Source organism: Faecalibacterium taiwanense, from assembly GCF_036632915.2.
Classification (GTDB): domain Bacteria; phylum Bacillota; class Clostridia; order Oscillospirales; family Ruminococcaceae; genus Faecalibacterium; species Faecalibacterium taiwanense.
In genome coordinates this window covers 1,629,502-1,652,562 of sequence record NZ_CP155552.1, presented here as the reverse complement: position 1 = coordinate 1,652,562, position 23,061 = coordinate 1,629,502, and the positions used below count along the sequence as shown (strand labels likewise).

Genomic DNA, 23,061 nt, shown 5'->3' with positions numbered 1-23,061 from the left:
TATCCGGCAGGGACAGGCATATACTCATAGCAGGCAATGAGCCTGAAAAAGGAGAGGACAGTGTGGATGAGTATTATCGGGCGATACGCCTGCTTCCCTCATGGCTGGCCGGGCCATTGGGACAGCTGCCAGCACAGACGGCAGCGCAGATCCATGAACTTCGGTTCCGGACAGGCTGTGGTGTTTTTGTTACATTGTCGGGTCGGCAGCTCCCGCTGCAGGACCTGCCGGAGTGCCCGCTGCAGCTGAGGGAGCGTGTATTGGATCAGTTTCAGATCGAAGAGATCTTTCACACCCTGTGCGGCGGCGCGGTACATGCACACCAGACGGAGCTTGCGTATGGATTTCTGACCACACCCTCCGGCTGTCGGGTGGGTGTGGCAGGACGCTATGTGGATCGCGACGGCCAGACGGTTCTGCAGCAGGTGCAGGGGTTGAACCTGCGCATTGCAAGGGCGGTTCCGGTACAGCTGCCGGACGAACTTCTGGTGCAACTGAAAAAGCATTTTATTGGGATGCTTTTGGTCGGCGAGCCGGACAGCGGCAAGACGACGCTGCTGCGTCAGATCGCACGAGAACTGGCCGGGATGCAGCGGCGAGCCTGCGTGGTGGACGAGCGCTGCGAGATCTTTCCGCCGGGTGATTCCGAGAAGATGCCGCCGCTGGATCTGCTGTCCGGCATCCCTAAGGAACGGGCCGTGCAGATGGCACTGCGCACGCTTTCGCCGCAGGTTATTTTGCTGGACGAGCTGGGCACGCTTGCCGAAACTGCAGCGCTGGAACAGGGCTTTTACAGCGGGGTGGACTTTGTTGCAAGCGTCCATGCCGCAAGCGTGGAAGAAGCCGCCCGGCGGCCGCAGGTGCAGGCGCTACAGCGGCATGGAATGCTGCGTGCATTTGTACTGCTGCACGGCTGCACAGCGCCGGGAAAAGTCCGGCAGGTCTGCACGGTATGATGCGGCTTTTTCATTGGGCAGCGGCTGCACTGCTCCTGCTGTGCGGGTGGCTGACCGGTTCGGCATTTCAGGTCAGAACAGAGCAGCATATCCTGCAGCTGCAGCGCACCGTGGAGCTGCTGCAGCGCATCCGGCAGGAGATTGCTTACCGCAGGCTGGATCTGGAACAACTGCAGCGGTGTCTCGTGCAGGAAAAGCTGCTGGAAAGCGATGCAGCGCCAAAACTGCAGGAAATTCCGGCACCGGAAAGATTTGATGATGCGGAACGCCTTTGCTTTGAGCAGTGCTTTGCCGGCCTTGGCCAAAGCGAAGCGGCACAGGAATGCGAACGACTGGATTATTACTCTGCCCGTTTTGAAGCATTCCTGCACCAGGCGCAGCAGAAAGCGGCATCCGGGCAAGGCTTACCGTGCAGGCTTGGCCTTGCAGCCGGCGCGGTGGCAGCACTGATTCTTTTGTAGTGGCAGGAGGACGAAAACTTGGAGATCGACCTTGTGTTCAAAATTGCAGCGATCGGTATTATCGTGGCAGTCCTGAACCAGCTGCTGATCCGTTCCGGCCGGGAGGATCAGGCCATGATGACGACCCTTGCGGGTCTTGTGGTAGTGCTTTCCATCCTTGTCAAGCAGATCAGCGCACTGTTCGTTACCATCAAGTCGCTGTTTGCACTATGAGTACATCTTTTTCCATTCTGGGGGCAGTGGTCGTCTTTGCAGCAGCGCAGCTTCTGCTGCGGAAGGATGCACCGGCCTATGCGTTTCTGCTGTCCGTTGGCGCAGCATTGTTTGTGCTGCTGCAGCTTGGAGTGGCGGTGCAGGAGCTGCTTCGGAATATATTGGCTTTCAGCCGCCGGGTGGACGGGCCTGCATTTGACTGTCTGCTGCGTTGTGCCGGAATTTTGCTGCTGACCGATTACGCGCGGACTCTGTGCGAAGAAGCTGGTGCGGATACTTTGGCATGGTGCGCCGGGTTTGCGGGCCGATGTTTGGTTCTGGCGGCAGCATTTCCTCTGCTGGAAGAGATCTGCCAGAAGATCTGGGGGCTTGCCGCATGATAAAAAAATTCCTGCAAAAAGCGGCAGCGTTTGTATTGTGCACCGTATGCTTTCTGGCTTTTGCACCTGATGCCGCTGCGGCACAGCTGCAGGGCCTGCCCGGACAGGAGCTTTGGCAGCCTTATCTGGAAAAAGCTCCGCAAAGCGCAGAGTCCTTTGCCAAAGATCCGCTCAAATCTCTGCTCGCGCTCCTGCCGGGATCACCGGCAGAGATGATCCGGCAGATGGCACACTGCTATGCGGATGTTCTGCTGTTTTTACTGTTGCTGATCGTGCTTTCATTTCTGGTGGGAGGAGCAGCCGACAGCGCCTTGTTGGAACTGGCTGCGGCTGTGGGCTGCGGCACTCTTTTGTGGGGAGATCTGATCAGCCTTGCACAGCTGACCTGTGAGCGGATGGAGGGGTGGAAAAACTACCTTCTGGGTTTTCTTCCGGTGTACAGCGGTGTGCTCGCTGCCGGTGGAGAGGTGAATGCCAGCACAGCGGCAAGCGGTCTGCTGCTGACCGGGCTGTGCTTTCTGGCACAGGGTACGGTGCTTGTGGTCAGTCCGCTGCTGCAGAGCTACCTTGCGGTAAGCATGGCGTGCTGCATCAGCACCCAGCAGGGGCTTTCGGAAACGTGCCGTGTCATGGGCGCGTTGCTGCGCAGGGGGCTTGTCTGGGCTGGGCGGATTTTTGCAGTGCTGTTAGGGCTGCAAAGAGCGGTAACGGTTCAGCTGGACCGTTCTGCACTGCGGTTGGGCCAGCTGCTTACCGGCGGCGTGCCGGTGATCGGGCAGGCTCTGAGCGATACGGCAGAAGTATTTCTTGCCGGAATGCAGCTGCTCAAAAGCAGTCTGGGTTTTGCGGCACTTGCCGTGATCGGGGCCGAATTTCTGCCACTGTATCTGCAGCTTCTGCTCCATTTGCTATTCCTTGCAGGATGCAGGCTTCTGTGCGGCCTTGCGGAGAACCGGCGCTGTCAGGCGCTGTTTGACTGCATGGCCGAAGCGGTAAAATGCATGGCAGCAGTAACGGCACTGTTTTTTGAACTGCTGACGGTAGGTGTGGGGCTTCTGATGATGACGGGAGGCGGATAGGAAATGCACGCATTTCAGACGGCGGCATCGGCGTTCTGCATTGCCTGTATCTGTGCGGAGATCACGACGCTGCTGGCGGGCGCAGGCTGGGCGGGCAGATGCATAAAAGCCGTTGCCGGGCTATATATTCTAGTGATCCTGTTCCGGCTGGCCCCGCAGATGAAGCTGGAACTGAAAAGTGCAGCGGCGGCTGCTCCGGCAGCGGTCAACATCCAGAGTACGGAGACATCGCTCTTGCAGGGAGCGCAGGAACGGCTGGAAGCGGATCTTTGCGCAGAGTGTGAGCGGCGCTTTGGTACAAAGGTGAAACTTGAGATCACACTGACCCGGACAGAACAGACCGTTCGGGCAGAAAAGGTGCTTGTGATCCTCCCGGCGGCGTGCACATCCGCAGAGCAGAGCCGGATCGCGGCATATCTGCAGCAGGAGCTTGGCATGGCACCGATACTGGAAGTACAGGAGGACACCGAATGAAAGAAGCAGGGGGCATTTCGTTCGGAGATTCCGTGAAAGATTTTGCCCGGAAATGTAAAGGAAAACAGGGTAGAGCAAGGCTTGCTGCGGCAGTAGGCGTTCTGGCAATGCTGCTGATCCTGCTGTCGGAACTTTTTCCGCAGAACGCGGCAGCGGGCAGCACAAAAAACACAAAGTCTGCCCAGAGCGGCACGGAATATCAGGCACAGCTGGAGAACCGGCTGGAACATCTGATCTCACAGATGAGCGGTGCGGGCAAAACGACCGTGATGGTCACGCTGGAGACTGGGGAAGAAGCCATTTATGCGCTGGATACACAGTCCGGAGAAATGCAGTCCCAGCAGACCCATGTCCTGCTGGAAGATGGTTCAGCCCTGACCGAAACGGTATGTCTGCCGCAGGTGTGCGGTGTGGCCGTGCTGTGCGAGGGCGGCGGAGACATCCGCGTTGCTGCCCGGATCACCGAACTGGTAAGCGCACTGCTGGATCTGCCATCCAACCGCATTTGTGTGGAACAGCGCAAGGGCTGAGACCCTGCAGCTTTTATAAGGAGGAACGATTTATGAGAGCACTTTCCAGAAATACCCGCAGGGCCACAGCTGTTACATTGGCTGCCGCACTGGTGATTGCCGTATACTTGAACTGGCAGTACGCCCGCAGCGATGTGCCCACGGAACTGCCGGACAATGCTGCAATGGTCGCGGCAGAGGCTGAGGATGTCCCGGTACAGGCGCAGACGGTTCTGGATGAGCTGCCCACAGAGGCCGAAGCGGTGTCCAGCGCCAACAAAAACTATGGTGAAGCGCAGCTTGTAAGCGTTGCCAGTGACAGCGGTGCAAAGTTTTTTGAGCAGGCTCGGCTTAAGCGACAGAAGGCCCACGATGAGGCGATGGATTCCATCAAGAAAACGATGAAATCCTCGTCGCTTTCCGCAGAGGAAAAGAAGGAATATACCGCCCAGATGACCGCAAATCTGGAAGATCTGAATGCGGAGAATGAGATCGAAACGCTGATCAAAGCCAAAGGTTTTGCAGACTGCCTGTGCTTTTTGCAGTCCGGCCGGGCAGACCTTACCGTGATGACCTCCGGTGAACCGCTCACAGCGGAACAGGTGGCACAGATCCGGGATGTGGTGCTGAACAAAAGCACTGTGACTGCCCAGAACATCACGGTGGTGGAGGTCAAATAAGAAGGTGCGGCAGAGTTTTCCGAAACAAGTATTGAAATCGCACCCGCTTTGATGGTATAATAACTCTACCAATAAAGAATGATGTTGTCCTGCGTATGGCATTGATCGTTTCAGGCAGGACCATTTCAAACAAGAAAAAGCAGGCTGTGCCCGCTTTTGAATGGAGGACAACACAATGGATTTTCAGAATACAGATCTTCGGGGCGGCAGCCTTCAGATCTCCACCGAAGTCATTGGCAAGATCGCACGCTGCGCAGCATTGGAAATTGACGGCGTTGCCGAGGTTTCCTGCGGCAGACAAAATAAAAAGCTCAAGGATCTGCTGGAAGCATCCAGCATCCAGTCTCCGGTCGTGGTGGAAATGCGGGATGGTACCGCAAACATCACTCTGAACCTGATGATGAGCTTTGGCGCACGCATTCCTGCTGTAGCCGAAAAGGTGCAGGAAAACGTGAAGAACGCTGTGCAGAACATGACCAATGTCACTGTGAGCCGCGTCAATCTGGTGATCGCCGGCCTTGCAGAAACCACTGCAGCAGAGAAGTAAAATAAAATTCAGAATTGGAAGCCGATCCTCTCTGTGCTCTGGCCGGAGAGGCTTCGTGCTGCGAGAGGAACATTATGGAAAATATTTTGCCCCGTAGAGAAGCACGCGAGAATGCATTTTTGCTGGCATTTTCGCAGACCTTTGGTGATATCCCGCTGGCAGAGGCCATTACCAGCCATGAAGAAAACGATGAAGAGCACCCTGTGGATGGTTTCAGCAAGCATCTGCTGAACGCATACTACGATCATTCTGCCGAGGTGGATGATGAGATCCGTGCACATCTGCGCAACTGGACCATGGAGCGCCTGCCTCGTGTCAGCCTGACCATCCTGCGTCTGGCAGTTGCCGAGATGCTGTTTGGCGGCGAGAATAAGCCCGGTGTTGCCATCAACGAGGCGGTGGAACTGACGAAAAAGTATGGTGCGGACGAAGATTACCAGTTCGTGAACGGTCTGCTTGGCGCAGTGGCCCGGGATCACGGTCTGGATGCGGAGCAGGCCGAACAGTGAGCCGTTATACGCTTGGCATTGATACAAGCAACTATGCAACCTCTCTGGCAGTGTTTGATACAGCTGGAGAGGTTGTTTGCGCAAAGAAGCGCTTTTTGCCGGTAAAAGCGGGCCAGCTGGGCCTGCGGCAAAGCGATGCACTGTTTCATCATACGGTCGCGCTGCCGGAGATGATGCAGGAACTGGCGCAGGAATTTGATCTGACGCAGATTGATGCTGTGGGCGTATCGCAAAAGCCCCGCCCGGTAGAAGGCAGCTATATGCCTTGCTTTCTTGCAGGTGTCAATGCTGCAACGGCCTTTGCACATGCAAAAGGGATCCCACTTGTGCTGACGACCCATCAGCAGGGTCACGCTGCCGCAGCGCTGTTTGCAGCTAAGGGGGAACAGCTGTTTGCTGAAAAAGTTCTGCTGTTCCATATTTCCGGCGGCACCACGGACCTGCTGCTCTGCGATCAGGTGCGCCGGATCACAACGCTTGGCACCAGCACAGACCTTTATGCCGGACAGGCTGTGGACCGTGTGGGGGTCAGGCTTGGCTTTGGCTTCCCGGCGGGTGCCGAGGTTTCCCGTCTGGCTGCACAGTGCACTGAGGAGATCAAGCCAAAATCCAGCGTGAAGGGGATGCAATGCAGCCTTTCCGGGCTGGAAAACCAGTGCAATGCCCTGCTTGCCGCAGGCAAAACGCCGGAATATGTGTGCAAATACTGCCTGCTCTGTGTGGCGGATACAGTGGTAAAAATGACCAAAGCTGCACAGAAGGAATACCCCGGCCTGCCGGTGGTATGTGCTGGCGGAGTGATGAGCAGCGATATCATCCGTGCATGGGTGCAGAAACGTCTGCCGCAGGTCTACTTTGTGCCGGGACAGTATTCCAGCGATAATGCCATCGGTGTTTCGATCCTGGCAGCGCGGGAGGCCGGATTATGGCTGAAGTGATTACCGTTTCAGCACTCAACCGTTATGTAAAAACGCTGCTGGATGCCAACGATGCTTTGTTTGACCTTGCCCTGCGCGGCGAGATCGCAAATTTTGTACAGAATGCGCGCAGCGGGCACTGCTATTTTTCCCTGCGGGATGAAGCCAGCAGCGTGAAGGCTGTAATGTTCCGCGCAGATGCCCGCCGTCTTGCCTTCCGCCCGGAAGAGGGAATGCGTGTAGTCGTGCGCTGCCGCGCTACCCTTTATGAGCGCGACGGCGTATTTCAGCTGTACGTGAACGATATGTTCCCGGATGGCATTGGTGCCGCACAGCTGGCGTTGGAACAGCTCAAGGCGAAACTGGAGCAGGAGGGCCTGTTTGCACCGGAGCACAAAAAGCCGCTGCCGGAATTTCCTAAATGCATCGGTGTTGTTACCAGCAAGACGGGAGCTGCCCTGCAGGACATCCGCAATGTGCTCACACGGCGCTGGCCATCGGTACGGCTGCTGCTGTGTCCGGTGACAGTGCAGGGGTTTGAAGCCGCGCAGCAGGTGGCCGATGCCATCAAAAAGCTGGATCAGCGCAAAGAGGTGGACGAGATCATCGTTGCACGCGGAGGCGGCAGCCGGGAAGACCTGTGGGTCTTTAACGCAGAGATGATCGCCCGGGCTGCATACCGCTGCAAAAAACCACTGATCAGCGCAATCGGCCACGAGATCGACTATACCATTCTGGATTTTGTGGCAGACTGCCGTGCCCCAACACCTTCGGCTGCAGCAGAGCTGGCTGTACCGGATCGGGCAGAGCAGGAACGGATATTACTGGATTTGCAGCAAAATATTCGCAAAAATATGCAAAAACGTTTTGATTTATGCTATAATGGTCTGGAACAATACAACTTTGTGTTGGAGCAGGGCCTTGCACGCCGAAACTGGCAAAAAAGTCAGGGTCAGCTGCAGCAGGTGCAGGATGCCATCCGTCAGCAGATGCAGAAACGCCTGCATTCTGCAGAATTGCAGCTGGGTCATGCGGCAGCACTTACTGGTTCGCTGGATCCATACAAGGTGCTGGCGCGCGGCTACACGATGGTCACAGCAGCCAACGGTACTATTTTAAATGCAGATGATCTGCAGCCGGAAAAAACAATCTATGTTCGCAGCGCTTCCCGCCGTGCAAAGTGCAGGGTGGAAGCGGTGGAGGAGATCAATGAGAACACCCAAAAGTTTTGAGGAAGGCATGGAACGGCTGAATACGCTCCTTGCACAGATGCAGAGCGAGGATACGACCCTTGCAGATTCGGTCAAACTGTATGCAGAGGCCGCTTCTCTGATGGAGTACTGCCATGCTGCACTGGAAAAAACATCGCTGCAGATTGACGAGATCGACGCAAAGCTTGCGGGCACAGTGCAGGAGGAAAGCTAATGGACTATCAGGAGCAGTATCAGAATTATCTGGCGCAGGCAATGGCCGCGCTGGAAAAGGCCTGCGGCCGTTTTCTGCCGGAAGAATCCGAGGTGTGCCGTGCGGCACGCTACAGCCTGATGGGCGGCGGCAAACGGATCCGTGCAGTTCTTGTTCTCAGCGTCTGCGATATGCTGGGCGGCAGTATGCAGGCGGCACAGCAGTTTGCAGCTGCTGTAGAAATGCTGCACTGCTATTCGCTCATTCACGATGACCTGCCCTGCATGGACAATGATGATCTGCGCCGCGGCCGTCCTTCCTGCCACAAGGCGTTTAGCGAAGCAACTGCCATGCTGGCCGGTGATGTGCTGCTGACAGAAGCATTTGAGACAGTCGCCAATGCCCCGGCAGATGCGTCTGTCTGTGTACAGGCAGCGCGGGCACTGGGTGCAGGCGCTGGCAGCCGCGGCATGGTCTATGGGCAGGAACTGGATCTGAAATACGAAGCGTTGGCCGCAACAGAAGACCAGCTTCGGCTGATCCACCGCAATAAAACGGGTGCGCTGATCAATGCAGCCATTCAGATGGGTGCGGCTGCGGCCAAAGCGGATGAAGCACAGTGCAGAGCGCTGGAACAGTATGCTTATGGTCTGGGCCTTGTTTTTCAGATCGTGGACGATGTGCTGGATGTTACCAGCACACCGGAACAGCTGGGAAAGCCCATTGGCAGCGACAGCGAAAATGGAAAGACTACCTTTGTGACCCTTTATGGTGCGGAAGGTGCCATGAAGCTTGCACATGACCTGAATCAGGAGACCTGCACGGAACTGCACCGGAATTTTGGCGAAAAAGCTGCGTTTCTGGAACAGCTTGCGCAGCAGCTTCTTGTGCGTAAAAACTAAAAATAATCCATACAGAATAAAGGAAAAAGATTATGCAGCTTATTCAAAACATCCTGTCTTTCAATCAGATCCTTACGGTTTCACTGCTCGGCTGGCTTGTGGCGCAGGTGCTTAAAACCATCATCAATTTTATCCTGCTGGGCAAGTTCCAGTTGGAACGCATGTGGGGTGATGGCGGTATGCCCAGTGCCCACAGCGCAACGGTCTGTGCCATGGTCATTGCAACCGGACGCTGTGTGGGCGTTGACTCTGCCATTTTTGCAGTGGCAAGCGTGGTGGCAATCATTACCATGCACGATGCCATGGGCGTGCGGCATGAGACTGGCGAGCAGGCCAAGGTCCTGAACCAGATGATCGATCAGTGGATCGAAGTGAGCGAGAAGAATGCTCCTTTCCTGCAGAACATGCATCTGAAGGAGATGGTCGGCCATACGCCGCTGCAGGTCGTGGCAGGCGTACTGGTCGGCGCAGCCGTCGGCTTCCTGTATCCGCTGGCTTGAGACATTCTTTTTTCACGCAGGAACGCACTGCAGCAACAGAAAATCTTCATTTGAAGGACGTGTGATTTATGGGAGCATTGCTGCTGGACAGCATCAATCAGCCCAGAGATTTAAAGCAACTGAATGAACAGCAGGTGAAACAGCTGTGCGCGGAGATCCGCCAGTTTCTGCTGGAGAATATTTCCAAGACGGGCGGCCATCTTGCCTCAAACCTTGGCGTGGTAGAGCTTACCGTTGCGCTGCACCGTGTTCTGGATACACCACAGGACAAAATCGTGTTTGATGTCGGTCACCAGTGCTACACACACAAGATCCTTACGGGTCGGCGCGGACAGTTTGATAAGCTGCGCCAGCTCGACGGGATCTCCGGTTTCCCGAACCCGAACGAGAGTGAACACGATGCATTCATTGCCGGGCACGGAAACACGGCGCTTTCGCTTGCGATCGGCATGGCGTGGGCCAAAAAGCTGCATCATGAAGCAGGGCTTGTGGTCGCGGTGATCGGCGATGGTGCCTTTACCGGCGGCATGGTCTACGAGGGCATGAACAACATTGAACAGCTGGACAACCTTCTTGTGATCCTGAACGACAACAAGATGTCCATTTCTAAAAATGTCGGTGCACTTGCCCGCTATCTGACTCATTTGCGCACGACCACGGCCTATTTTGATGCCAAGGATAATGTGCGCAGCTTTTTGGATGGAGTACCGCTGGTGGGCGCTCCACTGAAAAAAAACATCACCGAGTGCAAGACGCTTTTGCGTCGGGCAATGTACCACTCTACCATGTTCGAGGATATGGGCTTCCAGTACATCGGGCCGGTGGATGGCCACAACGTGGAAGAGCTGGAACGCACACTGCGCACCATCCGCAACCGGCAAGGGCCACATTTTCTGCACGTGATCACAAAAAAGGGCAAGGGCTATCAGCCGGCCGAGGTAAACCCCGGCAACTATCACGGCGTGTCGGCATTTGATCCGGATGGAATGCCCGACCCGGAGGTGGCACCAAAGGAATCGTTCTCGACGGTATTTGGCAATGCTCTTGTGACGGAAGGCAACCGGAACCCGAATATCTGCGCCATCACTGCAGCAATGAAGTATGGCACCGGCCTGCAGTTTTTTGCGCACAGCCACCCGGAGCGTTTTTTTGATGTCGGTATGGCAGAACAGCACGCTGTGACCTTTGCTGCCGGGCTTGCAAGTCAGGGCATGCTGCCGGTGGTATGCATTTATTCCACCTTTCTGCAGCGTTCCTATGATCAGATCATCCACGACGTAAATCTGCTGCGGGAGAATGTAGTTTTTGCCATCGACCGCGCCGGTTTTGTCCCAGCGGATGGCGAAACGCATCAGGGCATTTACGATCCCGCTTTCCTGAGCCAGCTTGGAATGCCGCTGTATGCGCCTTCCAATTATCAGGAACTGAATTACTGGCTGCAGAAGCTGTTGAGTGACCGCTTCCATGGCCCACGGGCAATTCGTTATCCCCGCGGTGGGCAAGATGCAGCTCTGGCGGAATTTGGCTGCACCGGCGAAGATTATGATTTCCTGCGCAAGGCGGATGATGCAACAATCGTTCTGGTGAGTTACGCCGACGAACTGGCCGACCTTTTGCAGGCAGAACGTGAATTACAGCAAAAAAGCATTGCGTGTGATGTGATAAAGGCTGTAAAGCTGTATCCCTTTACAGGTAAAATGATCGCTGATCTGTCGAAATATAAAACAATCCTGTTTGCGGAAGAATGCATTGCAAACGGAAGCATTGGTGAACATCTGGAATATGCTTTGCAGCAAAACGGATGGAATGGGCGCTTTATCCATTGCGCGGTGCGGAACGCGTGTCTTCCGCATGCCAGTGTGGCACAGATCAAACAGGCAACCGGTCTGGATGCAGCGCATCTTGTACAGGCCGTGCAGATGGCCGTGACGAAAGGAGAAAATTTACTGTGAAGATTCGATTGGACCAATATCTTGTTCAGCATGGTCTGACACAGAGCCGTGAGCGCGCAAAGGCGCTGATCATGTCCGGCATCGTTTTTGTCAATGAGCAAAAGGTGGACAAGGCCGGAGAGATGATTAAGGAAGATGCCAAGGTGGAAGTGCGCGGGCACGACATTGGCTATGTCAGCCGCGGCGGCCTGAAGCTGGAAAAAGCTATGAAGTGTTTCCCGCTTACACCAAATGGCAAGGTCTGCATGGACATTGGAGCATCTACCGGCGGCTTTACGGATTGTATGCTGCAGAACGGTGCCGTCAAGGTTTATGCGGTGGATGTCGGCTATGGACAGCTTGCATGGAGCCTGCGCACAGACGAGCGCGTAGTGAACATGGAGCGCACGAACATCCGCAATGTCAAACCGGAGGATCTTGCCGAGCAGATCGAGTTTTTCAGTGTGGATGTCTCGTTTATCTCGCTGCACCATATTTTCCCGGTGGCACAGGCAATCACAACGCCGGATGCCATGGGCGTTTGTCTGGTCAAGCCGCAGTTTGAAGCTGGACGCGAAAAGGTTGGCAAGAACGGTGTGGTGCGCGACCCTGCTACCCACCGTGAAGTGCTGCACAATGCCATGGGCTATGCTGCTGCAAACGGTTTTGCTGTACGCGGATTGGATTTCAGCCCGGTAAAGGGACCTGAGGGCAACATTGAATACCTGATGTTCGTGCAGAAGAGCGGTGAACCTTCCGTGCTGGACGACAGCGTTGCAGAGCAGGTGGTGGCGGCAAGCCACAGCACGCTGGACCGCTGAGCGGCTCTGCCATCAGACCAGAAAAAGGAGCTTCCCGCATGACGATCTATATTTCGCCGAATCCCGGCAAGACCTCTGCCAACGAGATCGCACTGCGCGCGGCGCAGATTCTAATGAACCATGGTGCAGCTGTTCTGATGTGTGAACAGCCGCGCGCAAGCTGCAGCACGGCCGGAGTGGTTTATCTGCCGCTGGAGGAATGCCTTGAGCAGGCAGATGTGATCCTGACCATTGGCGGCGACGGCACCATTCTGCATGAGGCAAATCTTTCGCTTCGGTACACAAAGCCGATCTTGGGCATCAATCTGGGACGCTGTGGTTTTCTGGCTACCTGCGAAGTCAGCGAGATGGAAGCCAAGCTCTCCGCTGTTGCACGGGGAGAGTTCAGCGTAGACAACCGGATGCTGCTGTATGTCCGCGTTCTTGGCCACGATGGCTGGGAGGGCCACGCCCTGAATGACGTGGTGGTCACAAAGGGCCGCCTGCAGCAGGCGATCGATTTCAGCATTTACTGCGATGATATTTTAGTAGAGCACTACCGTGGGGACGGTGTGATCGTTGCAACGCCCACCGGCTCCACAGCGTATTCGCTGGCGGCGGGCGGGCCGATCCTGGATTCCCAGACGAAGGGCGTTGTTGTAACGCCTATCTGCCCGCACAGTCTGGCCAGCCCGGCCATGGTGTTTGCGCAGGAGCGCAAGCTGAATATCTGTGTGGGACAGGTGGCCGATGATGAAGTGTTTATCAGCTGCGATGGCAGAGCTGGCTGTCCGCTCAAGGCCGGCGCAACGGCTGAAGTAAGGCTCTCCGATCAGGTGGTAAAGCTGATCACCTTCGGAAAAGCAGATCAGTTCCAGGCCATTGACCAGAAGCTTCGCAGCAGACGATAAAGGGGAGGCGAGTTTACGATGGCGCGCAGCCGTAAGGAAGATGTAAAAAGCAAGGGAGAACGTCAGCAGGTGATTCTCCGGCTTGTGCAGGAACACCCGATCAGCCGGCAGGAAGTTCTGCTGGATCACCTTTCCAAAGAGGGATTCGAGGTAACACAAGCCACCGTTTCCCGCGATATCCGGGAGCTGTGTTTGGTAAAAGCTGCCACGGCAGAGGGGTATCGCTATGTCTCCAGCCGGAACGAAAGCTTCAACCCCAAAACGCAGGGAAGGTTTGAAACGATCTTTCATGAATCCGTGCTGGGGGTAGATTACGCCGGACATGTTGTGCTGGTAAAGTGCTATTCTGGCATGGCCAACGCCGCATGCGAGGTTTTTGACGCATTGCAGTGGAAAAATGTGGTCGGCACGCTTTCGGGCGACGACACGTTCCTGATCGTTGCACGGTCGGAGCGTGATGCAAAAACGATCTGCTCGGAACTGACGAGACACATTGGATAAAAATAACGCGGGAGAAAAGATATGCTGAGCAGCCTGCAAATTGAAAATGTTGCTGTGATCCAGAAGGCTGAAGTACATTTCAAGCCGGGCCTGAATGTTCTTACCGGTGAGACTGGTGCCGGCAAGTCGATCCTGATCGATTCCATCAATGCGATCCTGGGAAACCGCACTTCAAAGGATCTTGTGCGCACAGGGGCCTCTAAGGCGGTGATCCGTGCAGCCTTTGAGGAGGTGCCCGGTACGGTACTGGACAGCCTTGAGAAGGCGGGCTACGAGCGCTCGGATGCACTGATGCTCAGCCGCGAGATCACAGCCGAGGGCAAAAGCACCTGCCGCATCAACGGAATGCCTGCAACGGCTGCGGTTCTGCGGGAGCTGTGCGGAGGACTTATCAATATCAACGGTCAGCACGACTCTGTGGGCCTTCTGAACCCGGCAAGACATCTGGGCATTCTGGATGATTATGCGCAGAACAGCGCGGAGTTTCAGGACTATTATGTCCTGTACCGGGAGCTTGTGCGCATCAAGCGGGAGCTGGATGCCATGATCACCGACGAAGCCGAAAAGCAGCGCAGGATTGATCTGTTGAGCTATCAGGTGCAGGAGATCGAGGATGCCGGACTGACCGCCGGAGAGGAACAGACGCTGGAAAGCCGCCGCAAGATCCTTGCCAATGCATCTGCCATCCGGGATAAGATCGCACAGAGCTATGCATTGCTTTCGGGCGATGACGAGGCCTCCGGCGCAGTCGATCTGCTGGGTGAGGCATCCAATGCAGTGGATGCTGCCGCGCAGCTGGATGATGCACTTGCCGGTGCATCCAGTCAGCTGCTGGATCTGTATTACAATGCAAAGGATGTTGCCGCAGATTTGATCGGTCGGCTGGATTCCTATGATACCAACGATGCGGAGCTGGACGAGATTGAGCAGCGTCTGGATCTGATCTACAAGCTCAAGCGCAAATATGGTGATACGGTAGAAGACGTGATCGCTTTTGGACAGAATGCAAGGGAAGAACTGGAGCGCATCCAGTCCTCACAGGAGCGGCATGACCACCTGCAGGCAGAAAAGCTCCGCCTTTATGCGCTGGCCCGTGAAAAGGCAGAAGCACTGACCCAGACGCGCCTGCGCGCTTTTGAAGAGCTGAACAAGCGTATTTCCGGCACGCTGGATTTTCTGAACATGCCGGGCGTGCGCATGACACTGCGCCATACCCGCGGCCCGCTGGCAAGCCATGGGCAGGACAGCATCGAGTTCTACATTTCCACAAACCCCGGTGAGGCGCCCAAACCCCTTGCAAAAATTGCTTCCGGCGGCGAGCTGAGCCGCATCACGCTGGCCATCAAAAATGCAATGGCCGATAAGGATGCCGTGCCTACTGTGATCTATGATGAGATCGACAGCGGTGTTTCTGGCAAAGCCGCCGGGCGTATTGGTGAGGTACTGCGCCAGAGCGCACAGGGCCACCAGATCTTGTGCATCACCCATACAGCCCAGATCGCTGCACTGGCGGACTGCCATCTGCTGATTCAGAAAAATGTAGCCAATGACCGCACCTATACCGAGATCCATCCGCTGGATGAGGAGGGCAGGGTGGAAGCACTGGCCCGGCTGATTTCCGGCGACCACATTACCGAGCTTTCGCGTGCCAATGCCCGCGAAATGCTGGGTCTTGGCGCAAAATAAGCCGCTGCAGATAAGGGGTTGACAAGCCCGAAGCATTGTGATAAAGTAGTCCTTGTTAATGGCGATGAAGGGAACAAGTACCTTGAAGTGTTCTGCCCAGAGAAACCCCGGTTGGTGTAAGGGGCCGCAGAGCAACAGGGGAAATACCTCCCGGAGCTGCAGGCTGAATGCCGTTCAGGTTAATAGGCTGTGCCGCGTGCGAGCGTTACAAACGCAGGAGTGTCTCTCTACTCTGGGGTGTGCACTCGTGAGGTCGTTTCTGTGAGGAAGCGGCAAACAGAGGTGGTACCGCGAATTTTCTCGCCCTCTGCCAAATTCATTTTTGGCAGGGGGTGTTTTATTTTTCCCTCTGCCCACAAACAGGAGGAAAAAATCATGACTCTGTACGAAGAACTCAAGGCCCGCGGCCTGGTGGCCCAGATCACCGATGAAGAGATCATCGACCTGATCAACAATGGCAAGGCAACCTTTTACATCGGCTTTGACTGCACTGCCGACAGCCTGACCGCAGGCCACTTTATGGCCCTGACCCTGATGAAGCGCCTGCAGATGGCAGGCAACAAGCCTATTGCCCTGATCGGCGGCGGCACTACCATGATCGGCGACCCCTCCGGCCGTACCGACATGCGCAAGATGCTGACCAAAGAGGATATCGCCCACAATGCCGCATGCTTCAAAAAGCAGATGGAAAAGTTCATCGACTTCTCTGAGGGTAAGGCACTGATGCTGAACAATGCAGACTGGCTGCTGAACCTGAACTACGTGGAACTGCTGCGTGATGTGGGTGCCTGCTTCTCCGTGAACAACATGCTGCGCGCCAAGTGCTACGAGCAGCGCATGGAGAAGGGCCTGTCCTTCCTTGAGTTCAACTACATGATCATGCAGAGCTACGACTTCTACTACATGTTCCAGCACTACGGCTGCAATATGCAGTTCGGCGGCGACGACCAGTGGAGCAACATGCTGGGCGGCACCGAGCTGATCCGCCGCAAGCTGGGCAAGGACGCTTATGCTATGACCATCACCCTGCTGACCGACTCTCAGGGCAAGAAGATGGGCAAGACCGCCGGCAATGCTGTCTGGCTGGACCCCAACAAGACCAGTCCATTCGAGTTTTACCAGTACTGGCGCAATGTGGGCGATGCCGATGTGATGAAGTGCATCCGTATGCTCACCTTCCTGCCGCTGGAGCAGATCGACGAGATGAGCACATGGAAGGATCAGCGCCTGAACGAAGCTAAGGAAATTCTGGCTTACGAGCTGACCAGCATGGTCCATGGCAAAGAAGAGGCCGAAAAGGCCCAGAATGCTGCCCGCGCACTGTTCAGCGGCAGCGCAATGGATACCGAGCACATGCCTTCTACTCAGCTGACCGAGGCCGACCTGACCAATGGCTCCATCGGCATCCTGACCCTGATGGTCAAGGCTGGTCTGGCAGCATCCAACGGCGAGGCACGCCGTCTGGTCGTGCAGGGCGGTGTTCTGGTGGATGGCGAGAAGGTAGCCGCTCCCACCGTTGGCTTCACTGCTGAGCAGCTGGCAAAGGGTATTGTGATCAAGAAGGGCAAGAAGATCTACCACAAGGTCACTCTGTAAAAATATTGAACATGAAAATGCCGGTGTACTCTGTTTTGGAGTGCACCGGCATTTTTTCACTTGATGGAGGATTGCTCGCTTGCTTGCAGAATTTACAGCTCGTAAGCCTTCTTCAATGCTTCGTAAGCTGCATCCTCATTCTCTGCGTGGACCAGCAGGGAAATATCCAGATCGCTGGTGGTGATAAGCAGTACTTCAATGCCGGCCATTGCCAGAGAATTCAGTGCACGGGCAGCTACGCCGCAGCTGGTGACCATTTCTTCACCAAACAGGTTCAGCTTGGAATAACCCACGCTGATCAGCGGGGAAGCCTTGGCATCCTTGTCCAGATTTGCAACGGAAATAGCCTTCATCACCAGCGGAAGATCACTGCTGGAAGCGGTAAAGCTGAAATCAATGGTGGTGCCATGGGGTGCACTCTGGCTGATCATATCTACGACCACACCGTTATCTGCAAAGATCTGCAGGTAACGTGCGAGGCTGTTGCCCTTGAACTCTACATCCTGCACACTGATCATCATGAGGCTCGGCTCAATATTGATCTTCGATACTCCGTACATAAGGATCCTCCGTTCTGCCCGAAAGGCGGGCTTCAACAATACAAAAATATTCAGGTAAGCTGCAAAAACTCCGGGTCGATATTTTCCCGGGCAATGGACTGAATCATTTCCAGGCTGAAATCTGGATACGCCTTCCGTACTCCGTGGGCCTTTGTAAGGGCTTCGGTATAATCGCGGAACAGGTAGGTACGCACATTGGATTTGCCTGCATCATAGTGGGTCACCGTCGGCAGAAGTCTGGGAGAGAGCACGCTGCAACGGACAGTGCCGTCCGGTTCGGTCGTTTTTTCAAGCTGAACCGATAAAATTGCGCCGACCAGCTGATCGGGCTTTTCCTGCGTGCTGATAAAATTGCCCAGAGAATAGGCCGTGAACACCTGCCTGCCGTCTGCTGCAGTCAGCCACTGTGCATTTTGCAGCACATGCGGGTGGGTGCCAATGATCAAGTCTGCACCCCAGTCTGCAAGGTTCTGCGCCAGAGTTCGCTGCGGATCTGCGATGGCATGGCTGTTTTCTACGCCCCAGTGCACACCCACCACCACAAAATCTGCAAGCTGACGTGCCGCTTTTACCTGCTGCTCGATCACATCGGTCTGGCTGGTATAGATCACATTGGCCTGCATGGAGCTGTTCTGCGGGATGCCATTGGTATGCTCTGTGTAGGAAAGATATGCGATCGTTACACCATTGACAGTCTGCAGCGGGATATGACCGTAGTCGCTTTCTCCCTTCCACAAACCGGTCGTTACAACATCCTCCGGCATACTGCCCCAGAAGCGCAGGGTAGCGGCAATGCCGGAAGCGCCTTTATCGTAGGTGTGGTTATTGGACAGGCTGAACACTCGCACACCCGCCCGGTAAAGCGCACGGGCGCAATCGCCCGGCGTAGAAAAGCATGGGTAGGAGGATGGCTCCAATTCATCCGTGCAGAGCGTTTCCTGATTGATCCAGTTCACATCATGCTGTGCATAAAAAGGCGCAATATGTTCGTAACAGTAATCGAAACTGTAAGCTTCCTCTCCGGAAGCGCGGCGCTGCGCCTGCTTATAAATGGGAGCGTGGATCAGATTATCTCCTGTTGCAGAAAAGCGGACAGTCTGAACCAGCGGCTGCGGTTCCGGCTCTGGCGCAGGCTCTGCTTCTTCCGGCTGTGATACAGTGGCAGAACCTGCAGAAGAGCTTTCCGTGCTCACCGGTTCTGCCGTCGGTATGCTTTCCTGCAGAAAGAACTTTGGCAGCAATGGCAGGCAGAACAGAAATACGATCAGCATCGCTCCGGCTGTCCAGAAAGCCTGCCTTCTGGCGCGGCGTTTTGCAGTCGGTCTGCGCCGGTGCTGTTGCGGGGATTGTTTGTTCATCCGCGTCCACATCCTTCCACCATGTTTCTGCCAAAAGCAGAGCAATCAGGCTTTTTAAAGTGCAGCGATCATATCACCCATATTGTACAGGCCTGGCTCCTTTTTTGCAAGGTAAACTGCTGCATTCACAGCGCCGTTTGCAAAAATATTGCGAGAGTAAGCGGTGTGCTTGAGGGTAATCACCTCGTCCGGGCCGCAGAACAGCACTTCGTGATCACCCACGATGCTGCCGCCGCGCACGGAACTGATACCAATTTCCTTCGGGTCGCGCTTTTGACGGACAGAAGAACGATCATACACATAGTGATATTCGCCATTATTCTGCTCGTTGATGGCATCGGCCAGCATCAGAGCGGTGCCGCTGGGTGCATCCAGCTTGTTGTGGTGGTGCTGCTCCACGATCTCAACATCGTAGTTCACACCCAGAATAGCCGAAGCGCGCTTGCACAGCTCCGACAGCACATTGATGCCCATAGACATATTAGCGCTCTTGAACACCGGCACCGTGCGGGATAGCTGCACCACCTTGAGCTGCAGCTCTTCCGAAAGGCCGGTGGTGCACACCACGATGGGCAGCTTGTGAGCTTCACAGTAGGGCAGAGCCTTTTCCACAGCGGCCGGAGAGCTGAAATCGATGATCACATCGCCCTTGCCGTCCAGCTTTTCCAGGCTGTCATACACAGGGATGCCGTTCTGTTTACCATCCTTTATGTCGATGCCTGCAATCACGCGGCAGTCCTCGCGCTGTGCGATCATATCACACAGCACATGGCCCATGCGGCCGCCGATGCCCTGAATCACAATATCCGTCATAATTTTTATCCTTTCCTGCCCGTTTTGCATATCGGCATATCGCAAAATGCCCGGACAGAGCGCTCCGCCGGGCATTTTGCAGCCAAAAACTTATTCTGTAATAAGACCCTCTGCACGCAGAGCCTTTTCAATATACTCCTTGTGTGCCTCGCTCGGCTCTACCAGAGGCAGACGGCACTCGCCAGCTTCCCAGCCCAGTACATTCATGGCGTACTTCACCGGAATGGGGTTCACTTCACAGAACAGCGCATCAGCCAGCGGCAGCATTTCCAACTGCAGCTGACGCGCCTTGGCGGTATCGCCGTCAAAGAATGCCTTGCAGCAGTTGTGCACCAGCTCCGGCTTGACATTGGACACGACGCTGATCACGCCCTTGCCGCCCAGAGCCAGCAGGGGAACCACCTGATCGTCGTTGCCGGAATAAATGTTCAGCTCGTCGCCGCACAGCTGTGCGATCTTGGCTACCTGAGAGATGTTGCCGGAAGCTTCCTTGATGCCGTTGATCAGAGGATGCTTGCTCAGTTCCAGAGCAGTCTCCGGGGCAATGTTCAGGCCGGTGCGGGAAGGCACGTTGTACATGATCACCGGGATGCCTCCGGCCTCAGCCATGGCGGTAAAGTGAGCAACCAGACCAGCCTGCGTGGTCTTGTTGTAATAGGGAGTCACCATCAGCAGAGCGTCTGCGCCGCATTCGGCAGACTTTGCGGCCAGTGCGCAGCCGTGGTCGGTATCGTTGGAGCCAGCGCCTGCAATGACGGGCACGCGGTGGTTGACAACATCCACCGTATACTTGATGGCGGCAAGCTGCTCCTCATCGGTCATAGTAGAGCACTCGCCGGTGGTGCCGCAGATGATGATGGCATCGGTATGGTGCGCGATCTGATCCTCAATAATGCGGCCCAGCTCGTCAAAGTTGATGCTTCCGTCCTCGTACATCGGGGTGATAATGGCAACACCCGCGCCGGTAAAGACAGGATTCTTCATAGCCTAAAACTCCTTTGTATGCGCTTTTGCGCAAAATATACTTAGTCGAAATAGCCCTTTGCGGCCAGCAGCTCGGCCAGCAGAACACCGCCGCCGGCGGCACCGCGCAGAGTATTGTGGCTCATGCAGGCAAACTTGTAATCAAACAGGGTGTCCTCGCGCAGGCGGCCGATGCACACAGCCATGCCGTTCTCGGTGTTGCGGTCCAGCTTGGGCTGCGGACGATCCGGCTCGGTGAAGTAATGCAGGAACTGCTTGGGTGCGCTGGGCAGGTCAAGCTCCTGTGCGGGGCCGCGGAAGTTTGCCCATGCCTCCAAAATCTGCTCCTTGGTGGGCTTCTTCTCAAAGCTTACAAACACGGCAGCGGTGTGGCCGTCGGAGACAGGCACGCGGAAGCACTGTGCGGTAATCACCGGCTTTTCGGCGTTCACGATATGGTCGCCCTCAATGTGGCCCCACAGCTTGAGCGGCTCGCGCTCGCTCTTTTCTTCCTCGCCGCCGATGTAGGGAATCACGTTGTCCACGATCTCGGGCATACGGTCAAAGGTCTTACCTGCACCGGAAATGGCCTGATAGGTGCACACCAGAGCCTTGCTGACACCAAAATCCTTCATCAACGGGTGCAGGGCGGGAACGTAGCTCTGCAGGCTGCAGTTGGACTTGACGGCAATAAAGCCGCGCTTGGTGCCAAGACGCTTGCGCTGTGCGGGGATGATCTCGATGTGGTCGGCGTTGATCTCGGGCACCACCATGGGCACATCCGGGGTAAAGCGGTTTGCACTGTTGTTGGACACCACCGGGCACTCAGCCTTTGCATAGGCCTCTTCCAGAGCCTTGATCTCATCCTTGGGCATGTTGACTGCACAGAAGATAAAATTCACCTGAGAAGCAACCTCTTCCACCTTGGATGCATCCAAAACTACCATCTTCTTGACACTTTCCGGCATGGGGGAGGTCATGGCCCAGCGGGGACCGACAGCTTCCTCATAGGTCTTGCCGGCGCTGCGGCCGGATGCGGCCAGAACGGTCAGCTTGAACCAGGGGTGATTTTCCAGCAGCGTCACAAAACGCTGACCGACCATACCAGTCGCACCTACGATACCCACTTTATACTGTTTTTCCATTTCCAGCACCTTTCCTTTCGTGAAAGCGAACTCAATAAATATTTCTATTACATAGATTCACGGCTTGCAAACCGGACAGCGATGCAATATAATAGATACTGTTTATACAGATTTTATGATATCATTGATACGGTGTCCGTGTCAATCATCGGAAAGGCAAATTGAACGCTATGTTAAAAAAAGATTTTTGGTATGATTTACCCAAAGAGCTCATTGCACAGGAGCCGGCTGACCCCAGAGACTCTGCACGGCTGATGGTGCTGAGCCAGAAAGACGACAGCATCCAGCACAAGATCTTCCACGATCTGCCGGAATTTTTAGAGCCGGGCGACCTGCTGGTGGTAAACAATTCCAAGGTCCTGCCCGCCCGCATCGTGGGCGTCAAGCAGCCCACCGGTGCTGTGTGTGAGCTGCTTTTGCTGCGTCAGGTCAAAGGTGACCAGTGGGAATGTCTGGCAAAGCCCGGCAAGCGGATGCAGCCCGGCACCAAAGTGAGCTTTGGCGATGGCTCCTTGACTGCTGTGGTGGATGAGACCATGGAGGACGGCAACAAGTACGTTACATTCTATTACGATACTGAGACGCTTTATGAAAAGCTGGACGAATTTGGCAAAATGCCTCTGCCGCCCTACATCACCAAGCAGCTGGAGGATCAGAGCCAGTACCAGACCGTCTATGCCAAGGAGCTTGGCAGCGCCGCAGCGCCCACGGCTGGCCTGCACTTCACCCCGGAACTGATGGATACCATCCGCGCCAAGGGCGTGAACATTGCTGAAGTGACCCTGCATGTGGGTCTGGGCACCTTCCGCCCTGTACAGGAGGACGAGATCGCGGATCACAAAATGCACAGCGAATGGTACTGCATCGACGAAAAAACGGCGCAGATGATCCGCGATACCAAGGCTGCCGGTCACCGTGTGATCGCAGTGGGCACTACCAGCTGCCGCACGCTGGAAGCTGTTGCCGCAAAGTACGGCGAGATCCGCGCCTGCAGCGGCAACACTTCTATCTTCCTGTATCCAGGCGTGAAGTTCAACTGCATCGACGGCCTGATCACCAACTTCCACCTGCCGGAAAGCACCCTTATCATGCTGGTGTCGGCCCTGTATGGCTACGAAAAGACCATGGCTGCCTATAAGGTGGCTGTGGAGGAGCGCTATAGATTCTTCTCTTTTGGCGATGCGATGCTGATTCTTTGATTATTTTTCCCGCTATTCTGTTGTTGATGAGCCTGATCCCGGGCTTTTTCATGAAGATTGCACGGCT

At 55.5% G+C, this 23,061-nt stretch carries 27 protein-coding genes and 1 other annotated feature; of the genes, 22 read left to right on the top strand and 5 right to left on the bottom strand.

Features of this window, described 5'->3' with window-relative positions; all coding sequences use genetic code 11:
• Positions 1 to 62 precede the first annotated feature (62 nt).
• The 21 genes from PXT33_RS08285 to tyrS all read left to right on the top strand — a co-directional run bounded on the left by PXT33_RS08285 (position 63) and on the right by tyrS (position 16,956).
• Positions 63 to 956, top strand: a complete 894-nt coding sequence (locus PXT33_RS08285; RefSeq protein WP_097775486.1) for an ATPase, T2SS/T4P/T4SS family — start codon at positions 63 to 65, stop codon at positions 954 to 956.
• On the top strand, positions 953 to 1,417 hold the full coding sequence (locus PXT33_RS08280) for a hypothetical protein (protein WP_120019879.1): 465 nt from the start codon (positions 953 to 955) through the stop codon (positions 1,415 to 1,417). Before PXT33_RS08285 ends, PXT33_RS08280 begins: the two co-directional genes overlap by 4 nt.
• A gap of 18 nt (positions 1,418 to 1,435) precedes the next feature.
• The gene (gene spoIIIAC, locus PXT33_RS08275) at positions 1,436 to 1,630 is read left to right on the top strand and encodes a stage III sporulation protein AC (RefSeq protein ID WP_005942027.1); all 195 of its coding nucleotides are present in this window, start codon (positions 1,436 to 1,438) and stop codon (positions 1,628 to 1,630) included.
• Positions 1,627 to 2,010: a stage III sporulation protein AD gene (locus tag PXT33_RS08270; RefSeq protein WP_332376316.1), complete on the top strand. Its 384-nt coding sequence runs from the start codon at positions 1,627 to 1,629 to the stop codon at positions 2,008 to 2,010. The genes spoIIIAC and PXT33_RS08270 overlap by 4 nt, the downstream gene beginning before the upstream one ends.
• Positions 2,007 to 3,089 carry a stage III sporulation protein AE gene (locus PXT33_RS08265; protein WP_332376315.1) on the top strand — a complete coding sequence of 361 codons (1,083 nt, stop codon included), beginning with the start codon at positions 2,007 to 2,009 and terminating at the stop codon, positions 3,087 to 3,089. The genes PXT33_RS08270 and PXT33_RS08265 overlap by 4 nt, the downstream gene beginning before the upstream one ends.
• A gap of 3 nt (positions 3,090 to 3,092) precedes the next feature.
• Positions 3,093 to 3,563, top strand: coding sequence for a hypothetical protein (locus PXT33_RS08260; RefSeq protein WP_332376314.1), 471 nt, complete (start codon positions 3,093 to 3,095; stop codon positions 3,561 to 3,563).
• Positions 3,560 to 4,093, top strand: a complete 534-nt coding sequence (locus PXT33_RS08255; RefSeq protein WP_332376313.1) for a stage III sporulation protein AG — start codon at positions 3,560 to 3,562, stop codon at positions 4,091 to 4,093. The genes PXT33_RS08260 and PXT33_RS08255 overlap by 4 nt, the downstream gene beginning before the upstream one ends.
• Positions 4,094 to 4,125: 32 nt before the next feature.
• On the top strand, positions 4,126 to 4,752 hold the full coding sequence (locus PXT33_RS08250) for a SpoIIIAH-like family protein (protein ID WP_332376312.1): 627 nt from the start codon (positions 4,126 to 4,128) through the stop codon (positions 4,750 to 4,752).
• A 160-nt stretch (positions 4,753 to 4,912) separates the two neighbouring features.
• Complete coding sequence (locus PXT33_RS08245) at positions 4,913 to 5,299, top strand: Asp23/Gls24 family envelope stress response protein (protein WP_005942042.1); 387 nt, start codon at positions 4,913 to 4,915, stop codon at positions 5,297 to 5,299.
• Between the two features lie 74 nt (positions 5,300 to 5,373).
• On the top strand, positions 5,374 to 5,808 hold the full coding sequence (gene nusB / locus PXT33_RS08240) for a transcription antitermination factor NusB (protein ID WP_005942043.1): 435 nt from the start codon (positions 5,374 to 5,376) through the stop codon (positions 5,806 to 5,808).
• Positions 5,805 to 6,746 (top strand): glycoprotease, encoded by a 942-nt coding sequence (locus PXT33_RS08235; protein ID WP_097781770.1) that lies wholly within the window; start codon positions 5,805 to 5,807, stop codon positions 6,744 to 6,746. The genes nusB and PXT33_RS08235 overlap by 4 nt, the downstream gene beginning before the upstream one ends.
• Positions 6,734 to 7,957 carry an exodeoxyribonuclease VII large subunit gene (gene xseA, locus PXT33_RS08230; RefSeq protein WP_332376311.1) on the top strand — a complete coding sequence of 408 codons (1,224 nt, stop codon included), beginning with the start codon at positions 6,734 to 6,736 and terminating at the stop codon, positions 7,955 to 7,957. Before PXT33_RS08235 ends, xseA begins: the two co-directional genes overlap by 13 nt.
• Positions 7,935 to 8,150 (top strand): exodeoxyribonuclease VII small subunit, encoded by a 216-nt coding sequence (xseB, locus tag PXT33_RS08225; RefSeq protein ID WP_223387585.1) that lies wholly within the window; start codon positions 7,935 to 7,937, stop codon positions 8,148 to 8,150. Before xseA ends, xseB begins: the two co-directional genes overlap by 23 nt.
• Positions 8,150 to 9,031, top strand: a complete 882-nt coding sequence (locus tag PXT33_RS08220; protein ID WP_120079276.1) for a polyprenyl synthetase family protein — start codon at positions 8,150 to 8,152, stop codon at positions 9,029 to 9,031. Before xseB ends, PXT33_RS08220 begins: the two co-directional genes overlap by 1 nt.
• A 32-nt stretch (positions 9,032 to 9,063) precedes the next feature.
• Positions 9,064 to 9,531, top strand: a complete 468-nt coding sequence (locus tag PXT33_RS08215) for a divergent PAP2 family protein (RefSeq protein WP_005942054.1) — start codon at positions 9,064 to 9,066, stop codon at positions 9,529 to 9,531.
• Positions 9,532 to 9,599: 68 nt separating this feature from the next.
• Complete coding sequence (gene dxs, locus PXT33_RS08210; RefSeq protein WP_332376310.1) at positions 9,600 to 11,483, top strand: 1-deoxy-D-xylulose-5-phosphate synthase; 1,884 nt, start codon at positions 9,600 to 9,602, stop codon at positions 11,481 to 11,483.
• The gene (locus PXT33_RS08205) at positions 11,480 to 12,283 is read left to right on the top strand and encodes a TlyA family RNA methyltransferase (protein WP_005942058.1); all 804 of its coding nucleotides are present in this window, start codon (positions 11,480 to 11,482) and stop codon (positions 12,281 to 12,283) included. The genes dxs and PXT33_RS08205 overlap by 4 nt, the downstream gene beginning before the upstream one ends.
• A 38-nt stretch (positions 12,284 to 12,321) precedes the next feature.
• Complete coding sequence (locus PXT33_RS08200; RefSeq protein ID WP_332376309.1) at positions 12,322 to 13,173, top strand: NAD(+)/NADH kinase; 852 nt, start codon at positions 12,322 to 12,324, stop codon at positions 13,171 to 13,173.
• Between the two features lie 18 nt (positions 13,174 to 13,191).
• Positions 13,192 to 13,674, top strand: a complete 483-nt coding sequence (locus tag PXT33_RS08195; protein ID WP_005942062.1) for an arginine repressor — start codon at positions 13,192 to 13,194, stop codon at positions 13,672 to 13,674.
• Positions 13,675 to 13,695: 21 nt separating this feature from the next.
• On the top strand, positions 13,696 to 15,360 hold the full coding sequence (recN, locus tag PXT33_RS08190) for a DNA repair protein RecN (protein ID WP_332376308.1): 1,665 nt from the start codon (positions 13,696 to 13,698) through the stop codon (positions 15,358 to 15,360).
• A gap of 55 nt (positions 15,361 to 15,415) precedes the next feature.
• Positions 15,416 to 15,671 (top strand) — a binding site (T-box leader).
• Positions 15,672 to 15,735: 64 nt separating this feature from the next.
• A complete protein-coding gene (gene tyrS / locus PXT33_RS08185) occupies positions 15,736 to 16,956 on the top strand; it encodes a tyrosine--tRNA ligase (RefSeq protein ID WP_097775497.1) in 1,221 nt (406 codons plus the stop codon).
• A gap of 92 nt (positions 16,957 to 17,048) precedes the next feature.
• Here tyrS and PXT33_RS08180 read toward each other — a convergent pair whose 3' ends face one another.
• The 5 genes from PXT33_RS08180 to asd form a co-directional block, all read right to left on the bottom strand.
• A complete protein-coding gene (locus PXT33_RS08180) occupies positions 17,049 to 17,516 on the bottom strand; it encodes an ACT domain-containing protein (RefSeq protein WP_097775498.1) in 468 nt (155 codons plus the stop codon).
• A 50-nt stretch (positions 17,517 to 17,566) separates the two neighbouring features.
• Entirely contained in the window at positions 17,567 to 18,874 is a 1,308-nt protein-coding gene (locus tag PXT33_RS08175; RefSeq protein ID WP_332376307.1) for a CapA family protein, read from the bottom strand.
• 54 nt (positions 18,875 to 18,928) lie between these two features.
• Positions 18,929 to 19,687, bottom strand: coding sequence for a 4-hydroxy-tetrahydrodipicolinate reductase (gene dapB / locus PXT33_RS08170; RefSeq protein WP_332376306.1), 759 nt, complete (start codon positions 19,685 to 19,687; stop codon positions 18,929 to 18,931).
• Positions 19,688 to 19,777: 90 nt separating this feature from the next.
• Positions 19,778 to 20,671 carry a 4-hydroxy-tetrahydrodipicolinate synthase gene (gene dapA, locus PXT33_RS08165; RefSeq protein WP_332376305.1) on the bottom strand — a complete coding sequence of 298 codons (894 nt, stop codon included), beginning with the start codon at positions 20,669 to 20,671 and terminating at the stop codon, positions 19,778 to 19,780.
• A 41-nt stretch (positions 20,672 to 20,712) separates the two neighbouring features.
• Complete coding sequence (asd, locus tag PXT33_RS08160; protein ID WP_332376304.1) at positions 20,713 to 21,795, bottom strand: aspartate-semialdehyde dehydrogenase; 1,083 nt, start codon at positions 21,793 to 21,795, stop codon at positions 20,713 to 20,715.
• A 170-nt stretch (positions 21,796 to 21,965) separates the two neighbouring features.
• Here asd and queA point away from each other — a divergent pair, with 170 nt between their 5' ends.
• The gene (queA, locus tag PXT33_RS08155; protein WP_005942082.1) at positions 21,966 to 22,994 is read left to right on the top strand and encodes a tRNA preQ1(34) S-adenosylmethionine ribosyltransferase-isomerase QueA; all 1,029 of its coding nucleotides are present in this window, start codon (positions 21,966 to 21,968) and stop codon (positions 22,992 to 22,994) included.
• Positions 22,995 to 23,061: the final 67 nt, after the last annotated feature.

Bases quoted from the DNA above. Each gene is read 5' to 3' on its own strand.
- PXT33_RS08175 (WP_332376307.1), bottom strand. From the start codon at position 18,874: ATGAACAAACAATCCCCGCAACAGCACCGGCGCAGACCGACTGCAAAA.
- PXT33_RS08280 (WP_120019879.1), top strand. From the start codon at position 953: ATGATGCGGCTTTTTCATTGGGCAGCGGCTGCACTGCTCCTGCTGTGC.
- recN (WP_332376308.1), top strand. From the start codon at position 13,696: ATGCTGAGCAGCCTGCAAATTGAAAATGTTGCTGTGATCCAGAAGGCT.
- asd (WP_332376304.1), bottom strand. From the start codon at position 21,795: ATGGAAAAACAGTATAAAGTGGGTATCGTAGGTGCGACTGGTATGGTC.
- PXT33_RS08245 (WP_005942042.1), top strand. From the start codon at position 4,913: ATGGAGGACAACACAATGGATTTTCAGAATACAGATCTTCGGGGCGGC.
- dxs (WP_332376310.1), top strand. From the start codon at position 9,600: ATGGGAGCATTGCTGCTGGACAGCATCAATCAGCCCAGAGATTTAAAG.
- nusB (WP_005942043.1), top strand. From the start codon at position 5,374: ATGGAAAATATTTTGCCCCGTAGAGAAGCACGCGAGAATGCATTTTTG.
- PXT33_RS08220 (WP_120079276.1), top strand. From the start codon at position 8,150: ATGGACTATCAGGAGCAGTATCAGAATTATCTGGCGCAGGCAATGGCC.
- xseA (WP_332376311.1), top strand. From the start codon at position 6,734: ATGGCTGAAGTGATTACCGTTTCAGCACTCAACCGTTATGTAAAAACG.
- xseB (WP_223387585.1), top strand. From the start codon at position 7,935: ATGAGAACACCCAAAAGTTTTGAGGAAGGCATGGAACGGCTGAATACG.
- PXT33_RS08215 (WP_005942054.1), top strand. From the start codon at position 9,064: ATGCAGCTTATTCAAAACATCCTGTCTTTCAATCAGATCCTTACGGTT.
- PXT33_RS08260 (WP_332376314.1), top strand. From the start codon at position 3,093: ATGCACGCATTTCAGACGGCGGCATCGGCGTTCTGCATTGCCTGTATC.
- PXT33_RS08270 (WP_332376316.1), top strand. From the start codon at position 1,627: ATGAGTACATCTTTTTCCATTCTGGGGGCAGTGGTCGTCTTTGCAGCA.
- PXT33_RS08200 (WP_332376309.1), top strand. From the start codon at position 12,322: ATGACGATCTATATTTCGCCGAATCCCGGCAAGACCTCTGCCAACGAG.
- PXT33_RS08195 (WP_005942062.1), top strand. From the start codon at position 13,192: ATGGCGCGCAGCCGTAAGGAAGATGTAAAAAGCAAGGGAGAACGTCAG.
- PXT33_RS08180 (WP_097775498.1), bottom strand. From the start codon at position 17,516: ATGTACGGAGTATCGAAGATCAATATTGAGCCGAGCCTCATGATGATC.
- PXT33_RS08250 (WP_332376312.1), top strand. From the start codon at position 4,126: ATGAGAGCACTTTCCAGAAATACCCGCAGGGCCACAGCTGTTACATTG.
- PXT33_RS08265 (WP_332376315.1), top strand. From the start codon at position 2,007: ATGATAAAAAAATTCCTGCAAAAAGCGGCAGCGTTTGTATTGTGCACC.
- PXT33_RS08255 (WP_332376313.1), top strand. From the start codon at position 3,560: ATGAAAGAAGCAGGGGGCATTTCGTTCGGAGATTCCGTGAAAGATTTT.
- dapB (WP_332376306.1), bottom strand. From the start codon at position 19,687: ATGACGGATATTGTGATTCAGGGCATCGGCGGCCGCATGGGCCATGTG.
- tyrS (WP_097775497.1), top strand. From the start codon at position 15,736: ATGACTCTGTACGAAGAACTCAAGGCCCGCGGCCTGGTGGCCCAGATC.
- queA (WP_005942082.1), top strand. From the start codon at position 21,966: ATGTTAAAAAAAGATTTTTGGTATGATTTACCCAAAGAGCTCATTGCA.
- dapA (WP_332376305.1), bottom strand. From the start codon at position 20,671: ATGAAGAATCCTGTCTTTACCGGCGCGGGTGTTGCCATTATCACCCCG.